Origin of the sequence: Bariatricus sp. HCP28S3_F11 (assembly GCF_052065395.1) — a bacterium.
In the GTDB taxonomy this organism is placed as follows: domain Bacteria; phylum Bacillota; class Clostridia; order Lachnospirales; family Lachnospiraceae; genus Allocoprococcus.
On the sequence record NZ_JBQHUC010000001.1, the window covers coordinates 77,074 to 100,506 of the forward strand.

Here is a 23,433-nt window from a genome sequence, read left to right on the forward strand (position 1 = left end):
ACATATGCTTTGACATTTGCAATGGGAAAGGACAAATGAAATGAGAACGAACGAACTGGTATTATATCGCTATATGGAACATGAAGATCTGCTGCGTGATATGACATTTTTGATCGAAAATGCAGATAATGAGTATTATAATAAAGAAGATCTGAAGGGACTTTTATATGAATGCCTGAATGAAATGATCGAACTGGCGAGCTGTTACGGATTTGAAGGAAATCTGTGGCATAATTTTCTCACTTTACTGCTGGCAAACAGTGAGAATGCGTACAGTACTGCATGCGAGATCGTAGGTGAGATCGAAGGGAGTGTCAATGAGGCAGCACTTCATGATTTTGAAATTTTCAAAGAATTGTTTGATTATGACCTTCACCGGATGGAGAAGGAGATTGGGACTACCTGTATTTACATGATCGAGGATTATCATCACACAAACGGGCACGGAAAAGTCTTTAATAAGAGGATCCGCGACCGCATCTGCGATCTTGCAGGGGCACTTGGACAGGCAGGATCCGCGGAAGAATTCAAGCGGATCATCACCGGATTTTACAAAGAATTCGGAGTGGGCAAGCTTGGACTTCATAAGGCGTTCCGCGTGGAGCACGATGAAGACGGTGTGCAGATCGTGCCGATCACTAACATCGCCCATGTTCATCTGGACGATCTGGTGGGATACGACATGGCAAAGCAGAAGCTCATCGACAATACGGAGGCATTTGTAAGCGGAAGACGCGCGAACAACTGTCTGCTGTTCGGAGATGCAGGGACAGGAAAATCCTCTTCGATCAAGGCAATCCTAAACCAGTATTATGACAGGGGACTGAGAATGATTGAGGTTTATAAACATCAGTTCCAGGATCTGAATGATGTGATCGCGCAGATCAAGAACCGCAATTACAAATTTATCATCTATATGGATGATCTCTCTTTCGAAGAATTTGAAATTGAGTATAAATATTTGAAAGCAGTGATCGAGGGCGGACTGGAAAAGAAGCCGGACAATATTCTGATCTATGCGACCTCCAACCGCAGACACCTGATCCGTGAGACTTTCAAGGATAAGGCAGACCGCGATGAAGAACTGCACACCAACGATACGGTGCAGGAAAAACTCTCACTGGTGGCAAGATTTGGTGTTACCATTTATTTTGGAAAGCCGGATAAGAAAGAATTCCAGAAAATTGTCAAAACACTGGCGGAACGAAACGGGCTTACGATGCCGGAAGATCAGCTCCTGTTGGAAGCAAATAAATGGGAACTGAATCACGGTGGCCTGAGCGGAAGAACGGCGCAGCAGTTCATCGATTATCTGCTTGGTAAGAATTAGGAGTACTTGCGCTTTCGGACAGGACTTGTTATACTAATATGATACTGGAATTATAAAAATCGGATCAAGGAGATCATGGTATGAAATGGAATAAATTCAGAATAGAGACAACGACGGAAGCGGAGGATCTTGTCAGCAGTATGCTCATGGATCTGGGAATCCAGGGCATTGAGATCGAAGATAATATTCCGATGAGTCAGAGAGAAAAAGAGCAGATGTTTGTGGATATTCTTCCGGAGACCGGCGTGGATGACGGAGTTGCCTATATCAGCTTCTATCTGGAAGAAGAGGATGACAAGGAAGCGGTACTTGCAAAGGTTCGCGCTGAACTTGAGGATATGCGTGTGTATATCGAGGTGGGAAGCGGATCGATTGAGGAGTCGCAGACGGAAGATGTGGACTGGGTCAATAACTGGAAGAAATATTTCCATCAGTTCTACGTAGATGATATTTTGATCATCCCGTCCTGGGAGAATGTGAAGCCTGAAGATGAGAATAAGATGATTGTACACATCGATCCGGGCACTGCGTTTGGCACCGGTATGCATGAGACCACGCAGCTCTGTATCCGGCAGATCCGCAAGTATACCACGGAGCATACACGGATTCTGGATGTGGGATGCGGCAGCGGTATTCTGGGGATGCTTGCATTGATGTTCGGAGCCGAATATTCCGTCGGAACCGATCTGGATCCGTGTGCCATCGATGCGACCCGTGGGAACATGCAGGTAAATGGGATCACCGAAGATCGCTATGAGGTGATGATCGGTAATATCATTGATGATAAAGCGGTGCAGGATAAAGTGGGTTATGAGAAATATGACATTGTTGCAGCCAATATCCTTGCGGATGTGCTGGTGCCGCTTACGCCGGTTATTGTGAATCAGTTAAAACCGGGCGGAATCTATATCACCAGCGGAATTATTGATGACAAAGAAGAAACGGTAGTGAATGCTGTGAAAGCAGCGGGGCTTGAGGTCCTTGAGGTGAACTATCAGGGAGAATGGGTTTCCGTAACTGCACGTAAGAATTAGATGGGATGAGTGAGTGATGCATCATTTTTTTGTGACACCTTCGCAGGTGGAAGAACCGTATATCTATGTGGTAGGGCAGGATGTCAATCACATGAAGAATGTCCTTCGGATGAAACCGGGCGAACAGGCCGGGATTAGTGATGGGAATAATCTCAAATACGTCTGTGAAGTGGTATCTTACGAGGAAGGAAGGGCTACACTTCGTATCCTGGAAAAAATGGAGGCGGATACAGAGCTTAGCAATGAATTGTATCTGTTTCAGGGACTTCCCAAGGGAGACAAGATGGAGCTGATCGTTCAGAAAGCGGTGGAACTCGGAGCGGTGAAGATCATTCCGGTCGCAACGAAGCGTTCTGTCGTGAAGCTGGATGAGAAGAAAGCTGCAAGAAAAGTGGAACGCTGGAACAGCATTGCCGAGAGCGCCGCAAAGCAGGCCGGTAGAAGCCGAATCCCGGAAGTGGAGATGCCGCTTTCGTACAGCGAGGCTCTTAAGAAGGCCGCAGAGCTGGATGTGGTGCTGATTCCGTATGAGCTTGCCAAAGGGATGGAGGAGACAAAACGGATCATTCGTTCCATCAAAAGAGGGCAGTCTGTTGGAATCTTTATCGGGCCGGAAGGTGGTTTTGAACAGGAGGAAGTGGAAGCAGCCATCCGCAGTGGTGCAAAAGAGATCACCCTTGGAAGGCGGATTCTGAGGACCGAGACAGCGGGACTAGCGATTCTTTCTGTGCTGATGTTTGAACTGGAAGAGCAGCAGTAGGATTTCATTCAGAAGAGACAGATGGCAGGAAAGCAGAACCGGCATAAGATATAGTGAGGAAGAAGTTAGGAGACGATAAAAATGGAAGTTTATCTGGATAATTCAGCTACGACCAGAGCATATGACAGTGTCAGGGATATCGTTGCGAAAACGATGTGTGAGGATTACGGCAATCCATCTTCCATGCATAAAAAAGGCGTGGAGGCGGAAAAATATGTCCGGGGCGCAAGGGAAACGCTGGCAAGGCTGATGAAAGTGCAGGAGAAGGAAATATTCTTTACATCCGGTGGAACAGAAAGTGACAATCTGGCACTGATCGGAGGCGCGCGTGCAAATCATCGCGCCGGAAAGCATCTGATCACGACGGCGATCGAGCATCCTGCTATTTTGAATACGATGAAATATCTGGAAGAAGAGGAAGGGTACCGGGTCACATACCTTCCGGTTGATATGTACGGGCGGGTGCGTTTGGATGCCTTGAAAGAAGCACTCTGTCCGGAGACGATCCTGGTATCAATCATGTATGTAAATAATGAAATCGGATCCGTACAACCGATCGCGGAAGCAGCAGGAATCGTGAAGTCCTATAACCGGAATATTCTGTTTCATGTGGATGCCGTGCAGGGCTTTGGAAAATACAGGATCTATCCGAAGAAAATGGGAATCGACATGTTCTCGGTAAGCGGACATAAGATTCACGGCCCGAAGGGGATCGGATTCCTCTATATCAATGAAAGGGCAAAAGTAAGACCGATCATTTTTGGAGGAGAACAGCAGAAGAATATGCGATCCGGTACGGAAAATGTTCCGGGTATTGCCGGAATCGCGCAGGCAGCAAAAGAGATTTATACGGGACTGGACGAAAAAGTGGCGCATATGAGGTGGCTGAAGCAGAAATTTATAGAAGGTGTCAGCCAGATCGAACATACAAAGGTTCATGGACTTACCGATGAGACGAGCGCACCGCATATCATCAGTGTGGGAATTGCAGGGATCCGGAGTGAGGTTCTGCTGCACACACTGGAGAGCAAAGGAATTTATGTATCATCCGGTTCTGCATGCTCATCGAATCACCCGTCTGTGAGCGGAGTGTTAAGAGGAATCGGTACAGGTAAAGAATATCTTGATTCCACAGTTCGCTTCAGTATGTCAGAATTTACAACGGAAGAAGAGATTGATTATACATTGCAGACATTATACAATTGTGTGCCGATGTTAAGAAAGTACACACGCCATTAGGAGGAAAGTATGAAGTTTCAGACTTATTTGATAAAATATGGAGAGATTGGAATCAAGGGAAAGAACCGGTATATGTTCGAAGACGCGTTGGTGCGTCAGGTAAAATTCGTTTTGAAAGATGTAGAAGGAGACTTCCACGTATACAAGTCACAGGCCCGTGTCTATGTGGACTGTGAAGGATACTATGATTCCGACGAAGTGACGGAAGCACTTCAGAGAGTGTTCGGAATTGTGGGAATCTGTCCGGTAGTCCGGGTATCTGACCGTGGATTTGATGAATTGAAAAAAGATGTGGTTGCATATATGGACGAAATGTATCCGGATAAAAATATCACATTTAAAGTCGAGTCCAGAAGAGCAAAGAAGACTTATCCGAAAAAATCGATGGAGATCAATTGTGACCTTGGAGAAGCGATTCTGGATGCTTTTCCGGAAATTCGCGTGGATGTTCACAAGCCGGACGTTCTTCTCCGAGTAGAAGTCCGCGAGGAAATCTATATTTATTCGGAAATTATTCCGGGACCGGGAGGCATGCCGGTCGGTACGAACGGCAAAGCCATGCTTCTCCTTTCAGGAGGAATTGACAGCCCGGTGGCAGGGTATATGATCTCCAAGAGAGGAGTCGGACTTGAGGCGACTTATTTCCATGCACCGCCGTATACCAGTGAGCGCGCAAAACAGAAGGTGGTCGATCTGGCGAAGCTTGTCTCAAAGTATACAGGACCGATCAAGCTTCATGTCGTGAATTTCACCGATATCCAGCTCTATATTTATGAGAAATGTCCGCATGACGAGCTTACTATTATTATGAGAAGATATATGATGCGGATCGCAGAGCATTTCGCAAAACAGGATGACTGTCTGGGACTGATTACAGGAGAGAGCATCGGGCAGGTGGCGAGTCAGACGATGCAGAGCCTTGCGGCTACAAATGATGTTTGCACTCTTCCGGTATATCGTCCGCTGATTGGTTTTGATAAGCAGGAAATCGTGGAAGTGGCAGAGAAGATCAACACCTATGAGACCTCGATCCTTCCGTATGAAGACTGCTGTACCATTTTTGTAGCAAAACATCCGGTAACAAAACCAAATGTGGAAGTGATCAGAAAATCGGAAGAAAAACTGGCGGAAAAGATTGATCAGCTTTTTGACGAAGCAATTCGTTCGGTAGAGACGATTATCGTAAAATAAAGGAAACAAAGCCTAAAAAATAAGATGAAGGCTCCGAGAAACCTTCATCTTATTTTTAACTAAATATTAAACTAAATATGGGTTCAGGATTTCAAGAATGTGATCGACTTCTTCACTGTCAGCGTGAATGTTGAGATCAATCGGTTTTGAAAGATCCAGACTAAAGATACCCATGATAGATTTAGCATCGATAACGTATCTTCCTGATACAAGATCAAAATCATAATCAAACTTTGTGATTTCATTTACGAAAGATTTTACTTTATCAATTGAGTTTAAAGAAATCTGTACTGTTTTCATGTGAAAGTTCCTCCTTGTTTTGAATTTATATAGATATATTATAGTTTGTATAGAGAATTGTCAAGGAATAAAATGCCAAAGAAAACGATATTTTTTTGTAAAATCTTATAGAATTTGAAGGTGGGAAATGTGATGAGAAAAGCAGCGTTACACAATTTGGGGTGTAAAGTAAATGCCTATGAGACGGAAGCAATGCAGGAACTTCTTGAGAAGAACGGATATCAGATTGTCCCGTTCCAGGATGAGGCGGATATTTATATCATTAATACCTGTTCGGTTACGAATATTGCAGACCGGAAATCCAGACAGATGATCCATCGTGCCAGAAAGCAGAATCCGGATGCGGTGATCGTGGCTGCGGGCTGTTATGTGCAGGCAAGGACCGATGCAGGGGAAAAGGATGAGAATATTGATATTGTCATTGGGAATAATAAGAAACAGGAGCTGATCGGGATCCTGGATGCCTATTTTGCACAAAAAGAGAAGCATCAGCAGATTGAAGTAATCGATATCAACCATACTGCAAAGTACGAAGAACTGTCCCTCACAAGGACGGCAGAGCATACAAGAGCCTATCTGAAAGTGCAGGATGGCTGTAATCAGTTTTGCACGTACTGCATTATCCCGTATGCACGGGGAAGAGTAAGGAGCAGAAAAAAGGAAGAGGTTGTGCGGGAGGTAGAGACACTGGCCGCAAACGGATATCGTGAGGTGGTGCTGACCGGAATTCATCTCAGCTCCTATGGTGTGGATCTTAAGGATGAAAATGGGAAGCAGCAGGAAGACCTGCTCTCACTGATTCGGGCGGTCCATGAAGTGGAAGGTATTGTAAGGATCCGGCTCGGATCTCTGGAACCGCGGATCATCACAGAAGAATTTGCGTCTGAACTGTCGAAACTCAAGAAGATCTGCCCGCATTTTCATCTGTCGCTCCAGAGCGGATGCAATGCGACGCTGAAGCGGATGAACCGCCGGTATAGTGCGGAGGAATACTATGAGAAATGCAGGATCCTTCGGAAATATTTTGATAATCCGGCTCTTACTACCGATGTGATTACCGGATTCCCGGGAGAGACAGAAGAAGAATTTGAGGAATCCAGACGTTTTGTGGATAAGGTGGATTTTTATGAAACGCATATATTTAAGTATTCGAAACGCCGTGGGACAAAAGCAGCGGAGATGAAAGGCCAGATTACAGAGCAGGAGAAGGCCGGAAGAAGTGCTATTTTGCAGGAAATGAATGAAAGAAAACAGGCAGAGTATGAAAAGCAGTGGGTTGGTAAGGAAGTAGAAGTCCTTTTTGAAGAGGTGACTGAAAAAGAAGGACGGAAGATGGTGACCGGACATACCAGGGAATATCTCAGGATTTCTGTGCCTTGTACCGAAGACGGAGAGGAAAGCTGGACTAATCAGATAAAGAAAATTAAAATTGTGGATATTTCACAAATTACTCATTGAATTTTATTACAGATTATATTAGAATGGGTATTGAAGTATTGGAGGTCGTAAGATGAAGAATTTATCGAATACACAATTTTTTCAGGTGGAGGCCGGACCACAGATTCAGGCAAAAGATATCCTTGAGATTGTATATAATGCTTTAGTGGAGAAAGGATATAATCCAGTGAATCAGATCGTAGGATACATTATGTCAGGTGATCCTACATACATCACCAGCTACAATGGTGCAAGAAGCCTTGTGATGAAGGTGGAACGGGATGAGATCGTAGAAGAACTGCTGAAGGCATATATTAAGAACGAGTTATAGGATGATTCAGATTATGCGGATTATGGGATTGGATTACGGTACGAAGACTGTGGGAGTGGCGGTAAGTGACCCGCTGGGGATTACAGCCCAGGCCGTAGAGACGATTGTGCGCAAGTCGGAGAACAAGCTCAGACAGACACTGGCAAGAATTGAAGCACTTGCAAAAGAATATGAAGTAGAGAAGTTTGTGCTTGGTCTGCCAAAACATATGAACAATGATATCGGAGAACGGGCAGAGAAAGCGTTGGAATTTGGTGAGATGCTTCGTCGGCGGACCGGCCTTGAGGTCGTGATGTGGGACGAGCGTCTGACCACGGCATCAGCAGAGCGGACGTTAATTGAAACAGGGATAAGAAGAGAGAACCGCAAGCAGTACGTGGATCAGATTGCGGCTGTTTTTATATTGCAGGGATTTTTGGATTCGCTTGCGATGAAGCAGAACCCGGACGAGGGAGACGAATTGTATGAGTAGTGAAAAACTGGTTTTTACTTATGAAGATAGTGGAGAACAGGTAGAATTTTATATTCTTGAGCAGACGAAGCTGAATGGGAATACGTATCTTCTGGTTGCAGATTCTGAGGAGGACGACGCGGAATGTCTCATCCTTAAGGACACCAGTGCGCCTGAAGATGAGGAAAGTCTCTACGAGATCACAGAAGATGAAGTGGAACTCGAGGCTGTATTGAAAGTGTTTGAAGAATTACTGGAAGATGTGGATATCGAGATGTAGCAGCACACCGCGCGCCGGGAACCGGGGCGTAGACTCTTTATTTTACGATATGGATGTACGGACGATACATAAAAATATATGGAGGTGTGACGTTGAAACGAACGAACAATTCTAAATTGAAAATCATTCCGCTGGGAGGTCTGGAAAAAATCGGAATGAACATTACTGCCTTTGAATATGAAGACAGTATTATTGTTGTGGATTGCGGTCTTTCATTTCCGGAAGATGATATGCTGGGAATCGACCTGGTAATTCCGGATATTTCTTATCTTAAGAATAATGTTGAAAAATTAAAAGGCTTTGTAATCACCCATGGGCATGAAGACCATATTGGAGCTCTTTCTTATGTGCTTAAGGAGATTAATCTCCCGATTTATACTACGAAGCTGACCATGGGAATCATTGAGAAAAAGCTGGCAGAGCATAATCTGCTTCGCTCCACCAGAAGAAAAGTGGTGCGCCACGGACAGTCTATCAATCTTGGGCAGTTCCGTATTGAATTTATCAAGACAAATCACAGTATTCAGGATGCATCTGCACTTGCCATTTATTCACCGGCAGGTATTGTGGTGCATACGGGAGACTTTAAAGTGGACTACACCCCGGTATTTGGCGACGCGATCGATCTTCAGCGGTTTGCGGAGATCGGAAAGAAGGGAGTACTAGCCCTCATGTCGGACAGTACCAATGCAGAACGACCGGGATTTACCCAGTCTGAACGTACTGTGGGAGCAACATTCGACCGTATTTTTGCGGAGCATACGAACAGCCGTATCATCATTGCGACCTTTGCGTCGAATGTGGATCGTGTTCAGCAGATTATCAATTCTTCCTACAAATTTGGAAGAAAAGTTGTGGTTGAAGGACGCAGCATGGTCAATATCATTTCCGTAGCGTCTGAACTTGGATATCTGAATGTACCGGACAACACGCTGATCGAGGTGGATCAGCTCCGGAATTATCCGCCGGAGAAGACGACGATCATCACAACCGGAAGCCAGGGAGAATCCATGGCGGCACTGTCCAGAATGTCGGCGGATATTCATAAGAAGATTACCATTATGCCGGGCGATACGATCATTTTCAGTTCGAATCCGATCCCGGGAAATGAAAAAGCGGTTTCCCATGTGATCAATGAACTCTCTGCCAAAGGGGCAGACGTTATTTTCCAGGATGCACATGTTTCCGGTCATGCGTGTCAGGAGGAATTGAAGCTGATCTATTCCCTTGTGAAACCGAAATATGCCATTCCGGTGCATGGAGAATACCGGCATTTGAAAGCGAATGCGAATCTTGCAAAATCTCTGGGAATTCCGAAAGAGAATGTATTTATCCTGAAGTCGGGCGATGTGCTTGCTCTGGATGAGAACAGCGCCGAGATCGTAGATAAAGTTCATACAGGAGAGATTCTTGTGGATGGTCTTGGTGTAGGCGATGTCGGTAATATTGTTTTAAGGGATCGTCAGCATCTGGCGGAGGACGGTATTCTGATCGTTGTTCTCACTCTGGAAAAAGGTACCAATCAGCTCCTGGCAGGTCCGGATATCGTTTCCCGCGGCTTTGTCTATGTGCGTGAATCGGAAGGCCTGATGGAAGAGGCGAGATGTGTGCTTACGGATGCGGTGGAGCGGTGCCTGATGAGCCGCCACGCGGACTGGAGCAAGATCAAGCTTGTGATCCGCGATACGATGAATGATTTTATCTGGAAGAGAACGAAGAGAAAACCGATGATCCTACCGATCATTATGGATGTATAGAAGGATTCATGTGCCCCGCAGGTGTTGCGGGGCATCTGTATGAATGCGTATACAGCTGTATGGACAGGATATCGGTGATGTGCAATACAGGAAGTGAGGAACCACATGATAGTTGAAGAACGTCTGGTGACATACTTACATTCTCTGGAACAGGAGAACAGCGAGATTCTGGAAGAGATCGAACAGGAGGCTTTGCGAGATAGTGTGCCGATCATACGCAAGGAGATGCAGAGTTTTCTGAAGGTGCTCCTTGCGATCAAACGTCCCACGAGGATCCTGGAAGTGGGAACAGCGGTCGGCTTCTCGGCGCTGCTGATGAGCGAATATGCTCCTGAAGAATGTACAATTACTACGATAGAAAATTATGAGAAAAGAATTCCCATTGCCCGGGAGAATTTCAAAAGAGCGGGGAAGGAACAGAAGATCACTCTGATCGAGGGAGATGCCATGGAAGTGCTGACAGAGCTGAGTGGGCCATATGATTTTATTTTTATGGATGCCGCGAAGGGGCAGTATATTGCATATCTCCCGGAAGTGCTCCGAATTCTGGAGCCGGATGGCGTTCTGGTTTCAGACAATGTGCTCCAGGACGGGAATATCATTGAGTCCCGTTTCGCGGTGGAAAGACGGGATCGCACGATACACAGCAGAATGCGGGAGTATTTGTATACGCTGAAGCATCACCCGGACCTGGAGACTTCGATCATCCCGCTCGGGGACGGAACGGCAGTCAGCGTGAAAAGAAATAAAGAGAGGTAGAAGCAGATGGCACGACATCCTGAATTATTGATTCCGGCAAGCAGCCTGGAAGTTTTAAAAACAGCAGTTATTTTCGGTGCAGACGCCGTTTATATCGGCGGAGAAGCATTCGGACTTCGTGCAAAAGCGAAGAATTTCTCCATGGATGAAATGAGAGAAGGAATCGCTTTCGCTCATGAACATGGCGTGAAAGTGTATGTAACGGCAAATATTCTGGCTCATAATTATGATCTGGATGGTGTGCGTGCTTATTTTGAGGAGCTTCGGGACATCAGGCCGGATGCACTGATCATTGCCGATCCGGGAGTATTTGAGATCGCAAAAGAGGTATGCCCGGAGATTGAACGCCACATCAGCACGCAGGCAAATAATACGAATTACGGAACCTATCTGTTCTGGCACAAGCAGGGGGCAAGCCGTGTGGTTTCAGCCCGGGAACTGTCGCTTCGGGAGATCAAAGAGATCCGAAGTCATATTCCGGATGATCTTGAGATCGAGACCTTTGTGCACGGAGCGATGTGTATTTCCTATTCCGGAAGATGCCTGCTCAGTAATTATTTTACCGGGCGTGACGCCAACCACGGTGCCTGTACGCACCCGTGCAGATGGAAATATGCGGTCGTGGAGGAGACAAGGCCGGGAGAGTATCTGCCGGTATACGAGAACGAGCGGGGAACTTATATTTTTAATTCTAAGGATCTTTGCATGATCGAGCATATACCGGAACTGATCGATGCGGGAATTGACAGCTTCAAGATCGAGGGACGAATGAAGACGGCTCTCTATGTGGCGACAGTGGCAAGGACTTACCGTAAGGCGATCGATGATTACCAGAAAGATCCGGAGCTTTACCGGAAAAACATGCCCTGGTATCTGGAACAGATCGTGGGATGCACATACAGACAGTTTACGACAGGCTTCTTCTTCGGTAAACCCGGGGATGAATCACAGATTTATGACAGTAACACCTATCTGCGCGATTACACGTATCTTGGAATGGCAGGGGAAGTACGTGACGGCATGGTACGGATCGAACAGAGAAATAAGTTCAGTGTTGGAGAAGAGATTGAAATCATGAAGCCGGATGGAAGGAATCTGGAAGTGACCGTAGAGCGTATTGTAAATGAAGAAGGAGTGGAGCAGGAAAGTGCACCGCATCCGAAACAGGTATTGTATGTCAAGCTGACCGGTGATGCCGAACCATATGATATTTTAAGGCGAAAAGAAATGGAAATGAATGGGGAAGCATAAGAGAAGCTATGTATCAGGAGGACTTCGGTCCTCCTTTTTGTATCTGAATATAATCAGAAATAAGGACGGAGTTTTTCAATTGCGCCCTTCTCAATACGGGAAACGTAAGAACGCGAAATACCGAGCCGTTCAGCAATCTCACGCTGGGTGTATTCTTCATGATTGTATAGACCATATCGCATCTTCAGAACCAGCTGTTCCCGGGAAGTGAGAGCGGATTCCAGTTTACTGTAGAGAAGCTGAATGTCATTTTTTTCCGAAATCCGTGAGCATGCATCTTCTTCTCTGGATTCCAGAATGTCATAGATCCGGATCTCGTTGCCTTCACGATCCGTGCCCACTGGTTCGTAAAGAGAAATTTCACGATTGGTCTTGCGCTTGCTACGAAGCAGCATCAGGATCTCGTTTTGGATACATCTGCAGGCATAAGTGGCCAGCCGTGCGTTTTTTTGAGGATTAAATGTTGATACGGCCTTGATAAGGCCGATCGTCCCAACTGAGATCAAATCCTCCGGATCATCTTCCAGATATTGATATTTTTTCATGACATGCGCAACAAGACGAAGATTCCGTTCAATCAGAATGTGCCGGGCCTTTTGGTCACCTTCTGCATACTTGCGGAGAAAACAGGCCTCTTCTTCGGCTGTGAGAGGTGGGGGAAAGGACTTCAAAAGCAGCACCTCACAGAGTAGTTATTATAGTGTATGCGGGGACAAATCTGAGCGTGCATTTCCGAAAAAAGATTTCCGGCATTGACAAAACGGATGATTTCCGATATGATGGGGATATATTTTCTAAAGGATTTCGGTTTTCTTTTAGCAAATCAAAGTGACGATCCGTCACAACATTTTCAGAAAAGATTTTTGTACTTTTACCGTCAGGTAAAGGAGAATTTTCATGGGATTTTATACAATTTTATCAGCATCGATTCAGGGAATCAAAGTTGAAATGATTCAGGTTGAGGTAGATGTGGGGAATGGTCTTCCGGTATTTCATATGGTGGGTTTCCTGGCTTCTGAGGTGAAAGAGGCGGCAGAACGTGTACGAACGGCTCTGAAAAATACAGGGTTTATGATCCCGGCGAGGAAGGTGGTCGTGAATTTGTCGCCTGCCAATGTAAGAAAAAGAGGAACAGCGTTTGACCTTCCGATTGCGCTTGGCGTACTCATGGCACTTCAGATCCTGCCCGGAAACAGGCTGAAGAATGCACTGGTGGTTGGAGAACTGGGATTGGACGGAAGTGTTCGCAGGACAGAAGGAATTCTCGCAATTGTAGCGGAGGCAAAAGAAAGAGGAATCAGGTTCTGCATTGTACCGGAAGAAAACATGAAAGAGGCGGTATTGATCCAGGGAATTCATATTCTGGGCGTCAAGACACTGGCGGAGGTCTGCGAGTGGGCCAAAGGGCACAACTGTGCAGTCACAGAAGCGGATTTTACGTCTGATTTTGTTCATGAGGTACAAAAAGCGGACATAGATTATAGTGACATTCAGGGACAGGAGATCATGAAAAGGGCGGCGCTTGTGGCTGTAGCTGGAAATCATAATCTGCTTTTTATCGGTCCTCCGGGGGCAGGAAAAACGATGGTTGCCAAACGAATCCCGACGATCCTGCCGGGCCTGACCAGAGAGGAAAGTCTGGAAATCACCAGGATTTATAGTATTGCCGGACAGATCGAAGGGGAGAATCCGCTGATTACAAAGCGTCCTTTTCGGGAGGTTCATCATTCGGTGACCCGGGCAGCTCTGATCGGCGGAGGAATGATCCCTTCGCCGGGAGAAGTGACGCTGGCACATGGAGGTGTGCTGTTTTTGGATGAATTGCCGGAGTTTTCACGCACGGCACTGGAAGCACTTCGACAGCCCCTTGAGGAAAAATGCGTCCATATCGCCAGAAATCAAGGGATTTATTCGTTCCCGGCCGATTTTATGTTGGTGGCGGCGATGAATCCGTGTCCCTGCGGATTTTATCCGGATCTGGATAAATGCTCCTGCTCCCTGTCACAGGTGCAGAAATATCTGGGAAAGATCAGCCAGCCGTTTCTGGACAGACTGGATGTCTGTGTGGAAGCGGCGAAGGTGGAGTATGATGTACTTGTGGGAAAACAGGAAGAATGTACTTCGGAAAAACTGAGAAAAAAGGTGGAAAAGGCGAGAAAAATACAGAAAGAGCGGTTTAAGGACTTGCCAATTGCAACAAACTCGCAGATGCGTAAAGAAGAAATAGAACAGTTCTGCCGCCTGGACAGCCGGGGAGAATCCCTGATGCGACAGGCATATGATGCGCTGCATCTGACGGCAAGGAGTTATTACAAAATTCTGAAAGTGGCACGCACGATCGCGGATCTGGAAGGATCGGAAGTGGTTGAAGAAGGACATCTGGGAGAAGCGATCGGGTACAGGATGATGGATAAGAAATATTGGGGTTGTTAGGAGAAGAAAAATGACAGAATTGTGGCAGGAATACTATCTGGCGAATATATCAGAAATAAGGCCTGGGAAAAAGCGGAATTGGGCGGATCGGGGAATATCTGCTGAATTTTTATATAATATAGAAGAAATCAGTGAAAAAGAGCGCATCATGGCCGGAATCACAGAGGAAGAAAAGCGGATCCTTATGGAAAGCAGGAAGAGTAAGAACTGGAAGGAAGAGCTGGAAAAACTGGAAGAAAGAGGAATTCATTTCCTTGCGTGGGACAGTGACAGGTATCCCGGACGGTTGAAGGAGCTTACAGGTATGCCATATGGGCTATACGTAAAAGGTGAGCTCCCGGAGGAGAATCGAACAAGTGTCGCAATCGTAGGTGCCAGAAGATGCAGTGCCTACGGCGAGAAGATGACATTGCAGTATTCGGAAATACTGGCAGAGGCAGGCGCACAGATCATCAGTGGGATGGCACTGGGAATCGACGGGGCAGCACACAGAGGAACGTTATCTTCCGGCGGTAAGACCTTTGCCGTACTAGGATGCGGAGTGGATTTGTGTTATCCAAGAGAGCACAAAGGACTCTATACAGATTTGTCTGTGAAGGGAGGAATCCTATCGGAATATCCGCCCGGTACACCGCCTCTTGCCAATCATTTTCCGGCGCGAAACCGTCTCATCAGCGGCCTTGCGGATGTGGTGCTCGTGATGGAGGCAAAAGAAAAAAGCGGATCACTGATTACTGCGGACATGGCATTGGAGCAGGGAAGAGATATTTTTGCACTTCCCGGACCCGCTGACAGTGCTCTCAGCAAAGGCTGTCACCGACTCATAGATCAGGGGGCAGGAATCCTTCTTGACCCGGAAGAACTGTGTGAACAACTTCACATGATTCCGAAAAATAAGAAAAACGGGATGGCTCAAAATAACCATAAAAATAAAATAATGCTTGAAACTGAAGAGGATTTGGTGTATAGTAAGTGCGATTTGTTCCCGAGAAGCAGAGAGGAGATCCGAAGGCTCACCGGACTTGCTCCGGAAGAATTATCAAGGATTCTGCTCTCGCTTGAATTAAAAGGGTACATATCAGAACGGTCGAAAAATTATTATTTCAGACGAATATAGATTGCAGTGACAGGCATGGAGGAGTATTATGGCACGTTATCTCGTAATTGTGGAATCACCTACAAAAGTGAAAACCATTAAGAAGTTCCTTGGCAGCAACTATGTGGTGGTTGCGTCTAACGGGCATGTAAGAGATTTACCGAAGAGTCAGATGGGGATTGACATTGAACATGATTTTGAACCAAAATATATCACCATTCGGGGAAAGGGTGAAATTCTTGCAAATCTTCGAAAGGAAGTAAAGAAAGCGGATAAGATTTATCTTGCAACTGACCCGGACCGGGAAGGAGAGGCGATCTCCTGGCATTTGATGAAAGCATTGAAGCTTGAAGATAAGAAAGTATACCGGATCAGTTTTAATGAGATCACAAAGAGTGCGGTGAAAGCATCTTTGAAAAATGCGCGCGAGATCGACATGGATCTTGTGGATGCACAGCAGGCAAGGCGTGTGCTGGATCGAATCGTGGGATATAAGATCAGTCCGCTTCTCTGGGCAAAGGTGAAACGGGGACTGAGCGCAGGACGTGTACAGTCTGTGGCACTTCGTATCATTGCGGACCGGGAGGAAGAAATCAACTCCTTTATTCCGGAAGAGTACTGGACGCTGGATGCGATCCTGAATGTCAAGGGGGAGAAGAAGCCCCTTACAGCGAAGTTCTATGGGACAAAAGACGAGAAAATGGTGATTCATAACAAGGAAGAACTGAATCAGATTCTAGCAGGATTGGATGGCGTGCGTTATGAAGTGACCGACGTGAAACGGGGCGAGCGAATCAAGAAAGCACCGCTTCCGTTTACCACCAGTACCCTGCAGCAGGAAGCTTCCAAAGCCCTGAATTTTGCAACATCTAAAACCATGCGGATCGCACAGCAGTTATACGAAGGCGTGGATATCAAGGGCAGCGGTACGACCGGCCTTATCACGTATCTGCGTACGGATTCTACCCGTATCTCAGAAGAAGCAGATGCAAGTGTGAAGGCATACATCGGTGAAGTGTACGGAGAACAGTATGTTACACAGGTAGAAGAGACGAAGAAATCAGACGGGAAGAATATTCAGGATGCTCATGAGGCGATTCGTCCTTCTGATGTGACCAGGACCCCTGCATCGGTGAAGGACTCTCTGTCCAGAGATCAGTTCCGACTGTATCAGCTCATCTGGAAGCGGTTTGTTGCCAGCAGAATGCAGCCGGCCAGATATGAGACGACATCGATCCGGATCGGAGCAGGTGACTATCGTTTTGCAGTGTCTGCTTCCAAGGTAGTATTTGAAGGTTTCCGCCTGGTTTATGTGGAAAGCGATGATGAGAAAGAAGGAAGCAATATCCTTGTAAAAGGACTGGATGAGAACTCGGTTCTTACGCATGAATCGTTTGACTATAAGCAGCATTTCACTCAGCCGCCTGCGCATTTTACAGAAGCGGCTTTGGTTAAGACGCTGGAGGAGTTGGGGATTGGAAGACCAAGTACCTATGCTCCGACAATCTCCACAATCATTTCCAGAAGATATGTTGCGAAGGAGAACCGGAATCTGTACATGACAGAGCTGGGAGAAGTAGTCAATAATATGATGAAAAAATCTTTCAGCAGTATCGTAGATGTGAATTTCACAGCTTATATGGAAGGACTTCTTGATATGATTGCAGAAGGCAAGGTAGAATGGAAGACTGTGATCCGCAATTTCTATCCGGATCTGGAAGAAGCAGTGGAAAAGGCGGAAAAAGAACTGGATACCGTGAAGATCGAGGACGAGGTTACGGATGTTGTGTGTGAAGAATGCGGACGCAACATGGTGATCAAATACGGACCACACGGAAAGTTCCTGGCCTGCCCCGGATTCCCGGAATGTAAAAATACAAAGCCGTATCTTGAGAAAATCGGCGTTGCATGTCCGAAATGCGGCAAAGACATTGTGCTGCGCAAGACTAAGAAAGGCAGAAAATATTACGGATGCGAGGATAATCCGGAATGTGATTTCATGTCATGGCAAAAACCGTCCACGGAAAAATGTCCAAAATGCGGAAGCTATATGGTGGAAAAAGGAAATAAACTGGTGTGCGGTGACGAACATTGCGGTTATGTAAAAAATAAATAGGAAATTCATTGAGTTCTTGCGAATTGTATGATAATATAGTTTTGCACACAAATTTTTCGCTATTTGTGCGAATAATTTCTACAATAGCCGATGGAGAGGAAAAACCAGAGGTGCAATGCTTTATGGAGGATAAAATGAGCGTACAATTATTGGATAAAACTAGAAAAATAAACAAATTGCTGCACAATAATAATTCCAGCAAAGTTGTGTTTAATGACATTTGTGAGGTGCTGACAGAGATTCTTCTGTCCAACGTGCTTGTGGTAAGTAAAAAAGGAAAAGTGTTGGGAGTCAGTGCTTGTCCGGGCGTTCCGGAGATTAAAGAACTTCTGAAGGGAGAGGTCGGCGGACACATTGACGAGATGCTGAATGAGCGTCTCCTGAATATCCTTTCCACGAAAGAGAATGTCAATCTTCAGACACTAGGTTTTACACCGGAGATTGTGAAAGGGTATCAGGCGATCATTACTCCGATCGATATTGCGGGAGAGAGGCTTGGAAGTCTGTTCATTTACAAGAAAGATGCCTTGTATGAGATTGATGATATTATTCTCAGTGAATACGGTACAACAGTCGTGGGACTTGAGATGCTTCGCTCTGTGAATGAAGAAAGCGCTGAGGAGACCAGAAAGGAACAGATCGTACAATCCGCAATCAGTACTTTATCATTTTCTGAATTGGAAGCAATCATACACATTTTCGAAGAACTTGACGGCATGGAAGGAATTCTGGTTGCAAGCAAGATTGCTGACCGGGTGGGAATTACCCGTTCCGTGATCGTAAATGCACTTCGTAAGTTTGAAAGTGCGGGCGTGATCGAATCCAGATCTTCCGGTATGAAAGGTACTTATATCAAAGTCGTGAACGATTATGTTTTCAAAGAATTGGACAAGATCAAAAGAGAAAAAATGAAATAGAAAACAGAAGAGAAGGGTATCAGGAGTCTGATACCCTTTTTATCTCTCATTAACATAGATCACAATGAAAGGAGAAAGAAAAATGTACGACGGAGACAGAGCGGTCATTTCGATGATCCACAATTATCTCGAAGGCGGAAAGCAGGACGAGACGGTTTACAAATGCACAGTGATCGAGTATCAGAAAGAGATGGAGCAGCTTCATCTGCGGATGAGCACGGGAGAAATAACCGATATTTCTCTGGATGCAGTCTATGAATGCCGGATTCAGACCCTGAAAGGGGAAGCAGTCTGCAAAGGCGTGATCAAAGAGCGGTATGAGAACAGAGCCGGAATGATCTTGATTTTTCAGATTGTCAATGGATTTTATGAAATAAATATAAAGTAATTATAAAATTAAAAAAGGCATGTTGACAAATAGAAGTCGCAGTGCTATTTTATATCTAGACAGTTTTTAGCACTCAAATTTAATGAGTGCTAACAAAAATAGAAATCAAGGAGGAATTACAATGAGATTAGAACCTTTAGGTGACAGAGTTGTATTAAAACAGTTAGTAGCAGAAGAGACGACAAAGTCAGGTATCGTATTACCGGGACAGTCAAAAGAGAAACCGCAGCAGGCAGAAGTAATCGCAGTAGGACCGGGCGGAATGGTGGACGGTAAGGAAGTGACGATGAATGTGGCAGTCGGCGATCAGGTCATCTATTCTAAATATTCCGGAACAGAAGTAGAACTGGACGATGTTGAATATATCATTGTAAAACAGAGTGACATTCTTGCAGTAATCAAATAGTCAGCCGTATATGGCCTTTAGAAAAGAATTATTTTAAAACAGGAGTGAATTGAAATGGCAAAAGAAATTAAATTCGGCGCAGAAGCCAGAAAAGCATTGGAAGCAGGTGTGAATCAGCTTGCTGATACAGTAAGAGTAACATTAGGACCAAAAGGAAGAAACGTAGTTCTGGATAAATCCTTCGGAGCACCGCTTATCACAAATGACGGTGTAACGATTGCAAAAGAGATTGAACTGGAAGATGCATTTGAAAACATGGGAGCACAGCTCATCCGTGAAGTCGCTTCCAAGACAAATGATGTTGCCGGAGACGGAACCACAACAGCTACCGTACTTGCCCAGGCTATGGTAAATGAAGGTATGAAGAACCTTGCAGCAGGGGCAAACCCGATTGTTCTTCGTAAAGGTATGAAGAAAGCAACGGACTGCGCTGTTGAAGCAATCCAGAAGATGAGCAGCAAAGTAAACGGAAGAGATCAGATCGCAAGAGTGGCTGCTATTTCAGCCGGTGATGATGAAGTAGGCGAGATGGTAGCAAGCGCTATGGAGAAGGTTTCCAACGACGGCGTTATCACGATCGAAGAATCCAAGACCATGAAGACAGAACTTGACCTGGTAGAAGGTATGCAGTTTGACCGTGGATATATTTCCGCATATATGTGCACCGATATGGAGAAGATGGAAGCAAATCTTGACAATCCATTCATTCTGATCACAGACAAGAAGATTTCCAACATTCAGGAAATCCTTCCGCTTCTGGAGCAGATCGTTCAGTCCGGAGCAAAACTTCTTATTATCGCTGAAGACATTGAAGGTGAAGCACTCACAACACTGATTGTGAACAAACTGCGCGGAACATTCAATGTTGTAGCAGTAAAGGCACCGGGATATGGCGACAGAAGAAAAGCAATGCTGGAAGATATCGCGATCCTGACAGGCGGACAGGTGATCTCAGAAGAACTTGGCCTTGATTTGAAGGAAGTTACCATGGATCAGCTCGGACGTGCTAAATCTGTAAAAGTTCAGAAAGAAAACACGGTAATCGTTGACGGTTTTGGCGATAAAGATGCAATTTCCGGAAGAATTGCACAGATCAAAGCCCAGATCGAAGAGACAACTTCTGACTTTGACAAAGAAAAACTTCAGGAAAGACTTGCAAAACTGGCAGGCGGTGTAGCTGTTATTCGCGTTGGCGCAGCAACCGAGACTGAAATGAAAGAAGCGAAACTCCGTATGGAAGATGCTCTTGCAGCTACCAGAGCAGCAGTAGAAGAAGGTATTATCGCAGGTGGCGGATCTGCATATATCCATGCAGCAAAAGAAGTTGCAAAGATGGCTGAGACATTGACAGGTGATGAGAAGACAGGTGCAGGCGTTGTCCTGAAAGCTCTGGAGGCTCCATTATTCCATATCGCAGCAAATGCAGGTCTGGAAGGTGCTGTTATCATTAACAAAGTCAGAGAAGCAGAACCAGGAAACGGATTCGATGCATACACAGAAGAATATGTTGATATGGTAAAAGCTGGAATTCTTGACCCGGCTAAAGTTACAAGAAGCGCACTTCAGAACGCAACAAGCGTAGCCTCTACATTGCTCACGACAGAATCTGTTGTTGCAAATATTAAAGAAGATGTTCCACCGATGCCGGCAGGAGGCGCAGGCGGAATGGGAATGATGTAATTCCCGTTTTGAATTATTTGTGAATTTTGAAAACTCCTCGTAAAGAGGAGTTTTCTTTTTGTAGGAAAAGTGATACAATGATAGAAATATACAAAAGGAAATTTGGAGGTAAGATATGGGTGATTATTATACCGAACAACTTGTGAAGCGGAACGCCCCCGCAAGCACGATTCTTGCAAAAGCAGCACTGATTTTGCTTACGGTTGCTTCAGTTGGGCTTGTTTTGATCATTCCGGTTGCTATCATTGCACCAATTATTTTGATTTGTTTGGACGTTTTCTTATTCCGCAGTATGGATGTGGAATTTGAATATCTGTTTGTCAACGGCGCTCTTGATATCGACAAGATTATGGCAAAGTCCCGCAGAAAAAAGGTTTTCACGATGGAATTAAATGAGATGGAAGTTCTTGCACAGGCAGGTTCAGCAGAACTTAGACCGTATCAGGGACTTAAGACAGTGGATTTCAGCTCTGGAAACCGGGATGCAAAGCAGTACGAGATGGTGATCGTTCAGAAGGGTGAAAAGAAGAGAGTGGTTTTTGAACCGAATTCAACGATTCTGGAAGGAATGAAGATGCTTGCACCTAGAAAAGTTTTTGTTTAGGGTTGACACAAGTGTAACATGTATTGTATGATAGCAGTTAAATCACAACAAAAGAAGCGAAAGAGAGGAAAAGGATAATGGGAAAGATTATCGGAGAAGGAATTACATTTGATGACGTACTCTTAGTACCTGGGTATTCAGAAGTGATTCCGAATCAGGTCGATTTGTCAACCTATCTGACAAACAAGATTAAGCTGAATATACCAATGATGAGTGCCGGTATGGATACAGTTACGGAACATAGAATGGCGATTGCGATGGCTCGTCAGGGTGGTATTGGTATTATTCATAAGAATATGTCGATTGAACAGCAGGCAGAAGAAGTAGACAAAGTTAAGAGATCTGAATATGGAGTAATCACGGATCCATTTTATCTCTCACCAGAACATACACTTGCGGATGCTAATGATCTGATGGCGAAGTTCCGCATTTCAGGTGTGCCGATCACAGAAGGAAGAAAGCTGGTAGGTATCATTACCAACCGTGATTTGAAGTTTGAAGAGGATTTTTCCAAGAAGATTAAAGAATCCATGACTTCGGAAGGGCTGATCACAGCACCGGAGGGCATTACCCTGGAAGAGGCTAAAAAGATTCTTGCGAAAGCACGCAAGGAGAAGCTTCCGATCGTGGATAAGGATTTCAATCTGAAAGGCCTGATCACGATTAAAGATATTGAGAAGCAGATCAAGTATCCGCTTTCTGCGAAAGATGCCAAAGGACGTCTTCTTTGCGGAGCAGCGATTGGTATTACTGCAAACTGTCTGGAAAGAGCGGAAGCACTCGTGAAGGCACATGTTGATGTTGTCGTGCTGGATTCTGCGCATGGACATTCTGCAAACGTGATCCGGACTGTCAAGATGATCAAAGAGGCATTCCCGGAACTTCAGGTTATTGCGGGAAATGTAGCTACAGGCGAAGCAACAAGAGCTCTGATCGAAGCAGGAGCCGACGCTGTCAAAGTAGGTATCGGTCCTGGATCAATCTGTACTACACGTGTCGTTGCAGGTATCGGTGTACCGCAGATCACAGCGGTTATGGATTGCTATGAAGCTGCAAAAGAATATGGGGTTCCGATCATTGCTGATGGTGGTATCAAGTACTCAGGAGATATGACAAAGGCAATTGCGGCAGGTGCGAATGTATGTATGATGGGAAGTATCTTTGCAGGATGCGATGAAAGCCCGGGAACATTCGAATTATATCAGGGAAGAAAATATAAAGTATACCGCGGCATGGGTTCTATTGCTGCTATGGAAAACGGAAGCAAGGACAGATACTTCCAGACGGATGCTAAAAAGCTGGTTCCGGAGGGAGTAGAAGGACGTGTGGCGTATAAAGGTTCTGTAGAAGACACCGTATTCCAGCTTATGGGCGGTCTGCGTTCCGGTATGGGATACTGTGGTGCTGCGGATATCGAGACACTGAAGACGACCGGAAGATTTGTGAAGATTTCTTCGGCTTCATTAAAGGAAAGTCATCCACATGATATCCATATTACTAAAGAAGCTCCGAACTACAGTGTAGATGAATAAAATGAGATGCCTCGGTGATGCCGGGGCATCTTTTATGTCTGTGCTTCAAAGGCTTAAGAAAAAAATAATGAAATATTCTGCTTTTGTTCGAAGGAAATATGGTAAAGTAAAAGAATGAAGCTATAGAAAAAAGGTAGGGGC

General features: G+C 45.4%; 23 protein-coding genes. 21 read left to right on the top strand and 2 right to left on the bottom strand.

What is annotated here, in order from left to right; genetic code table 11:
• Positions 1-40: 40 nt before the first annotated feature.
• The 5 genes from ACTNBR_RS00355 (at position 41) to thiI (ending at position 5,554) form a co-directional block, all read left to right on the top strand.
• Positions 41-1,330 (top strand): ATP-binding protein, encoded by a 1,290-nt coding sequence (locus ACTNBR_RS00355; protein WP_427806408.1) that lies wholly within the window; start codon positions 41-43, stop codon positions 1,328-1,330.
• Between the two features lie 80 nt (positions 1,331-1,410).
• Positions 1,411-2,364: a 50S ribosomal protein L11 methyltransferase gene (prmA, locus tag ACTNBR_RS00360; RefSeq protein ID WP_441015928.1), complete on the top strand. Its 954-nt coding sequence runs from the start codon at positions 1,411-1,413 to the stop codon at positions 2,362-2,364.
• 16 nt (positions 2,365-2,380) lie between these two features.
• A complete protein-coding gene (locus tag ACTNBR_RS00365) occupies positions 2,381-3,124 on the top strand; it encodes a 16S rRNA (uracil(1498)-N(3))-methyltransferase (protein ID WP_427806406.1) in 744 nt (247 codons plus the stop codon).
• Positions 3,125-3,205: 81 nt separating this feature from the next.
• The gene (locus ACTNBR_RS00370; protein ID WP_427806405.1) at positions 3,206-4,363 is read left to right on the top strand and encodes a cysteine desulfurase family protein; all 1,158 of its coding nucleotides are present in this window, start codon (positions 3,206-3,208) and stop codon (positions 4,361-4,363) included.
• Between the two features lie 9 nt (positions 4,364-4,372).
• Positions 4,373-5,554 carry a tRNA uracil 4-sulfurtransferase ThiI gene (gene thiI / locus ACTNBR_RS00375; protein ID WP_427806404.1) on the top strand — a complete coding sequence of 394 codons (1,182 nt, stop codon included), beginning with the start codon at positions 4,373-4,375 and terminating at the stop codon, positions 5,552-5,554.
• Positions 5,555-5,620: 66 nt separating this feature from the next.
• Here thiI and ACTNBR_RS00380 read toward each other — a convergent pair whose 3' ends face one another.
• A complete protein-coding gene (locus tag ACTNBR_RS00380) occupies positions 5,621-5,854 on the bottom strand; it encodes an HPr family phosphocarrier protein (RefSeq protein ID WP_427806402.1) in 234 nt (77 codons plus the stop codon).
• 132 nt (positions 5,855-5,986) lie between these two features.
• Here ACTNBR_RS00380 and mtaB point away from each other — a divergent pair, with 132 nt between their 5' ends.
• The 7 genes from mtaB to ACTNBR_RS00415 all read left to right on the top strand — a co-directional run bounded on the left by mtaB (position 5,987) and on the right by ACTNBR_RS00415 (position 12,120).
• Positions 5,987-7,312: a tRNA (N(6)-L-threonylcarbamoyladenosine(37)-C(2))-methylthiotransferase MtaB gene (gene mtaB, locus ACTNBR_RS00385; RefSeq protein WP_427806401.1), complete on the top strand. Its 1,326-nt coding sequence runs from the start codon at positions 5,987-5,989 to the stop codon at positions 7,310-7,312.
• 52 nt (positions 7,313-7,364) lie between these two features.
• Positions 7,365-7,622 carry an IreB family regulatory phosphoprotein gene (locus ACTNBR_RS00390; protein WP_427806400.1) on the top strand — a complete coding sequence of 86 codons (258 nt, stop codon included), beginning with the start codon at positions 7,365-7,367 and terminating at the stop codon, positions 7,620-7,622.
• Positions 7,623-7,635: 13 nt separating this feature from the next.
• Positions 7,636-8,094, top strand: coding sequence for a Holliday junction resolvase RuvX (gene ruvX, locus ACTNBR_RS00395; protein WP_427806486.1), 459 nt, complete (start codon positions 7,636-7,638; stop codon positions 8,092-8,094).
• Positions 8,087-8,353 (top strand): DUF1292 domain-containing protein, encoded by a 267-nt coding sequence (locus tag ACTNBR_RS00400; protein WP_441015931.1) that lies wholly within the window; start codon positions 8,087-8,089, stop codon positions 8,351-8,353. Before ruvX ends, ACTNBR_RS00400 begins: the two co-directional genes overlap by 8 nt.
• A gap of 92 nt (positions 8,354-8,445) precedes the next feature.
• Positions 8,446-10,110 carry a ribonuclease J gene (locus tag ACTNBR_RS00405; RefSeq protein ID WP_427806398.1) on the top strand — a complete coding sequence of 555 codons (1,665 nt, stop codon included), beginning with the start codon at positions 8,446-8,448 and terminating at the stop codon, positions 10,108-10,110.
• 105 nt (positions 10,111-10,215) lie between these two features.
• Entirely contained in the window at positions 10,216-10,869 is a 654-nt protein-coding gene (locus ACTNBR_RS00410) for an O-methyltransferase (protein ID WP_427806397.1), read from the top strand.
• A gap of 6 nt (positions 10,870-10,875) precedes the next feature.
• Positions 10,876-12,120 carry a peptidase U32 family protein gene (locus tag ACTNBR_RS00415; protein WP_427806396.1) on the top strand — a complete coding sequence of 415 codons (1,245 nt, stop codon included), beginning with the start codon at positions 10,876-10,878 and terminating at the stop codon, positions 12,118-12,120.
• A 53-nt stretch (positions 12,121-12,173) separates the two neighbouring features.
• Here the strand turns inward: ACTNBR_RS00415 and sigK are convergent, their stop codons facing one another.
• Complete coding sequence (gene sigK, locus ACTNBR_RS00420) at positions 12,174-12,791, bottom strand: RNA polymerase sporulation sigma factor SigK (protein WP_441015934.1); 618 nt, start codon at positions 12,789-12,791, stop codon at positions 12,174-12,176.
• Between the two features lie 226 nt (positions 12,792-13,017).
• On the opposite strand from sigK, the gene ACTNBR_RS00425 reads away from it, so the two are divergent.
• From ACTNBR_RS00425 to guaB, 9 genes are all read left to right on the top strand, one after another.
• Entirely contained in the window at positions 13,018-14,553 is a 1,536-nt protein-coding gene (locus tag ACTNBR_RS00425) for a YifB family Mg chelatase-like AAA ATPase (RefSeq protein WP_441015937.1), read from the top strand.
• A gap of 10 nt (positions 14,554-14,563) precedes the next feature.
• The gene (gene dprA / locus ACTNBR_RS00430; protein ID WP_441015940.1) at positions 14,564-15,670 is read left to right on the top strand and encodes a DNA-processing protein DprA; all 1,107 of its coding nucleotides are present in this window, start codon (positions 14,564-14,566) and stop codon (positions 15,668-15,670) included.
• A gap of 28 nt (positions 15,671-15,698) precedes the next feature.
• Positions 15,699-17,765, top strand: a complete 2,067-nt coding sequence (gene topA, locus ACTNBR_RS00435) for a type I DNA topoisomerase (protein WP_441015943.1) — start codon at positions 15,699-15,701, stop codon at positions 17,763-17,765.
• A 134-nt stretch (positions 17,766-17,899) separates the two neighbouring features.
• Positions 17,900-18,682: a GTP-sensing pleiotropic transcriptional regulator CodY gene (codY, locus tag ACTNBR_RS00440; protein ID WP_427819203.1), complete on the top strand. Its 783-nt coding sequence runs from the start codon at positions 17,900-17,902 to the stop codon at positions 18,680-18,682.
• A gap of 82 nt (positions 18,683-18,764) precedes the next feature.
• Positions 18,765-19,070 carry a hypothetical protein gene (locus tag ACTNBR_RS00445; protein ID WP_427819205.1) on the top strand — a complete coding sequence of 102 codons (306 nt, stop codon included), beginning with the start codon at positions 18,765-18,767 and terminating at the stop codon, positions 19,068-19,070.
• Positions 19,071-19,191: 121 nt separating this feature from the next.
• Positions 19,192-19,476 (top strand): co-chaperone GroES, encoded by a 285-nt coding sequence (locus ACTNBR_RS00450; protein ID WP_427806388.1) that lies wholly within the window; start codon positions 19,192-19,194, stop codon positions 19,474-19,476.
• Positions 19,477-19,530: 54 nt separating this feature from the next.
• Entirely contained in the window at positions 19,531-21,156 is a 1,626-nt protein-coding gene (gene groL / locus ACTNBR_RS00455) for a chaperonin GroEL (RefSeq protein WP_427819207.1), read from the top strand.
• A gap of 115 nt (positions 21,157-21,271) precedes the next feature.
• Positions 21,272-21,760: a DUF6106 family protein gene (locus ACTNBR_RS00460; RefSeq protein ID WP_427806386.1), complete on the top strand. Its 489-nt coding sequence runs from the start codon at positions 21,272-21,274 to the stop codon at positions 21,758-21,760.
• A 77-nt stretch (positions 21,761-21,837) separates the two neighbouring features.
• Positions 21,838-23,292, top strand: coding sequence for an IMP dehydrogenase (gene guaB, locus ACTNBR_RS00465; protein WP_427806385.1), 1,455 nt, complete (start codon positions 21,838-21,840; stop codon positions 23,290-23,292).
• The last annotated feature ends 141 nt before the right edge of the window (positions 23,293-23,433 follow it).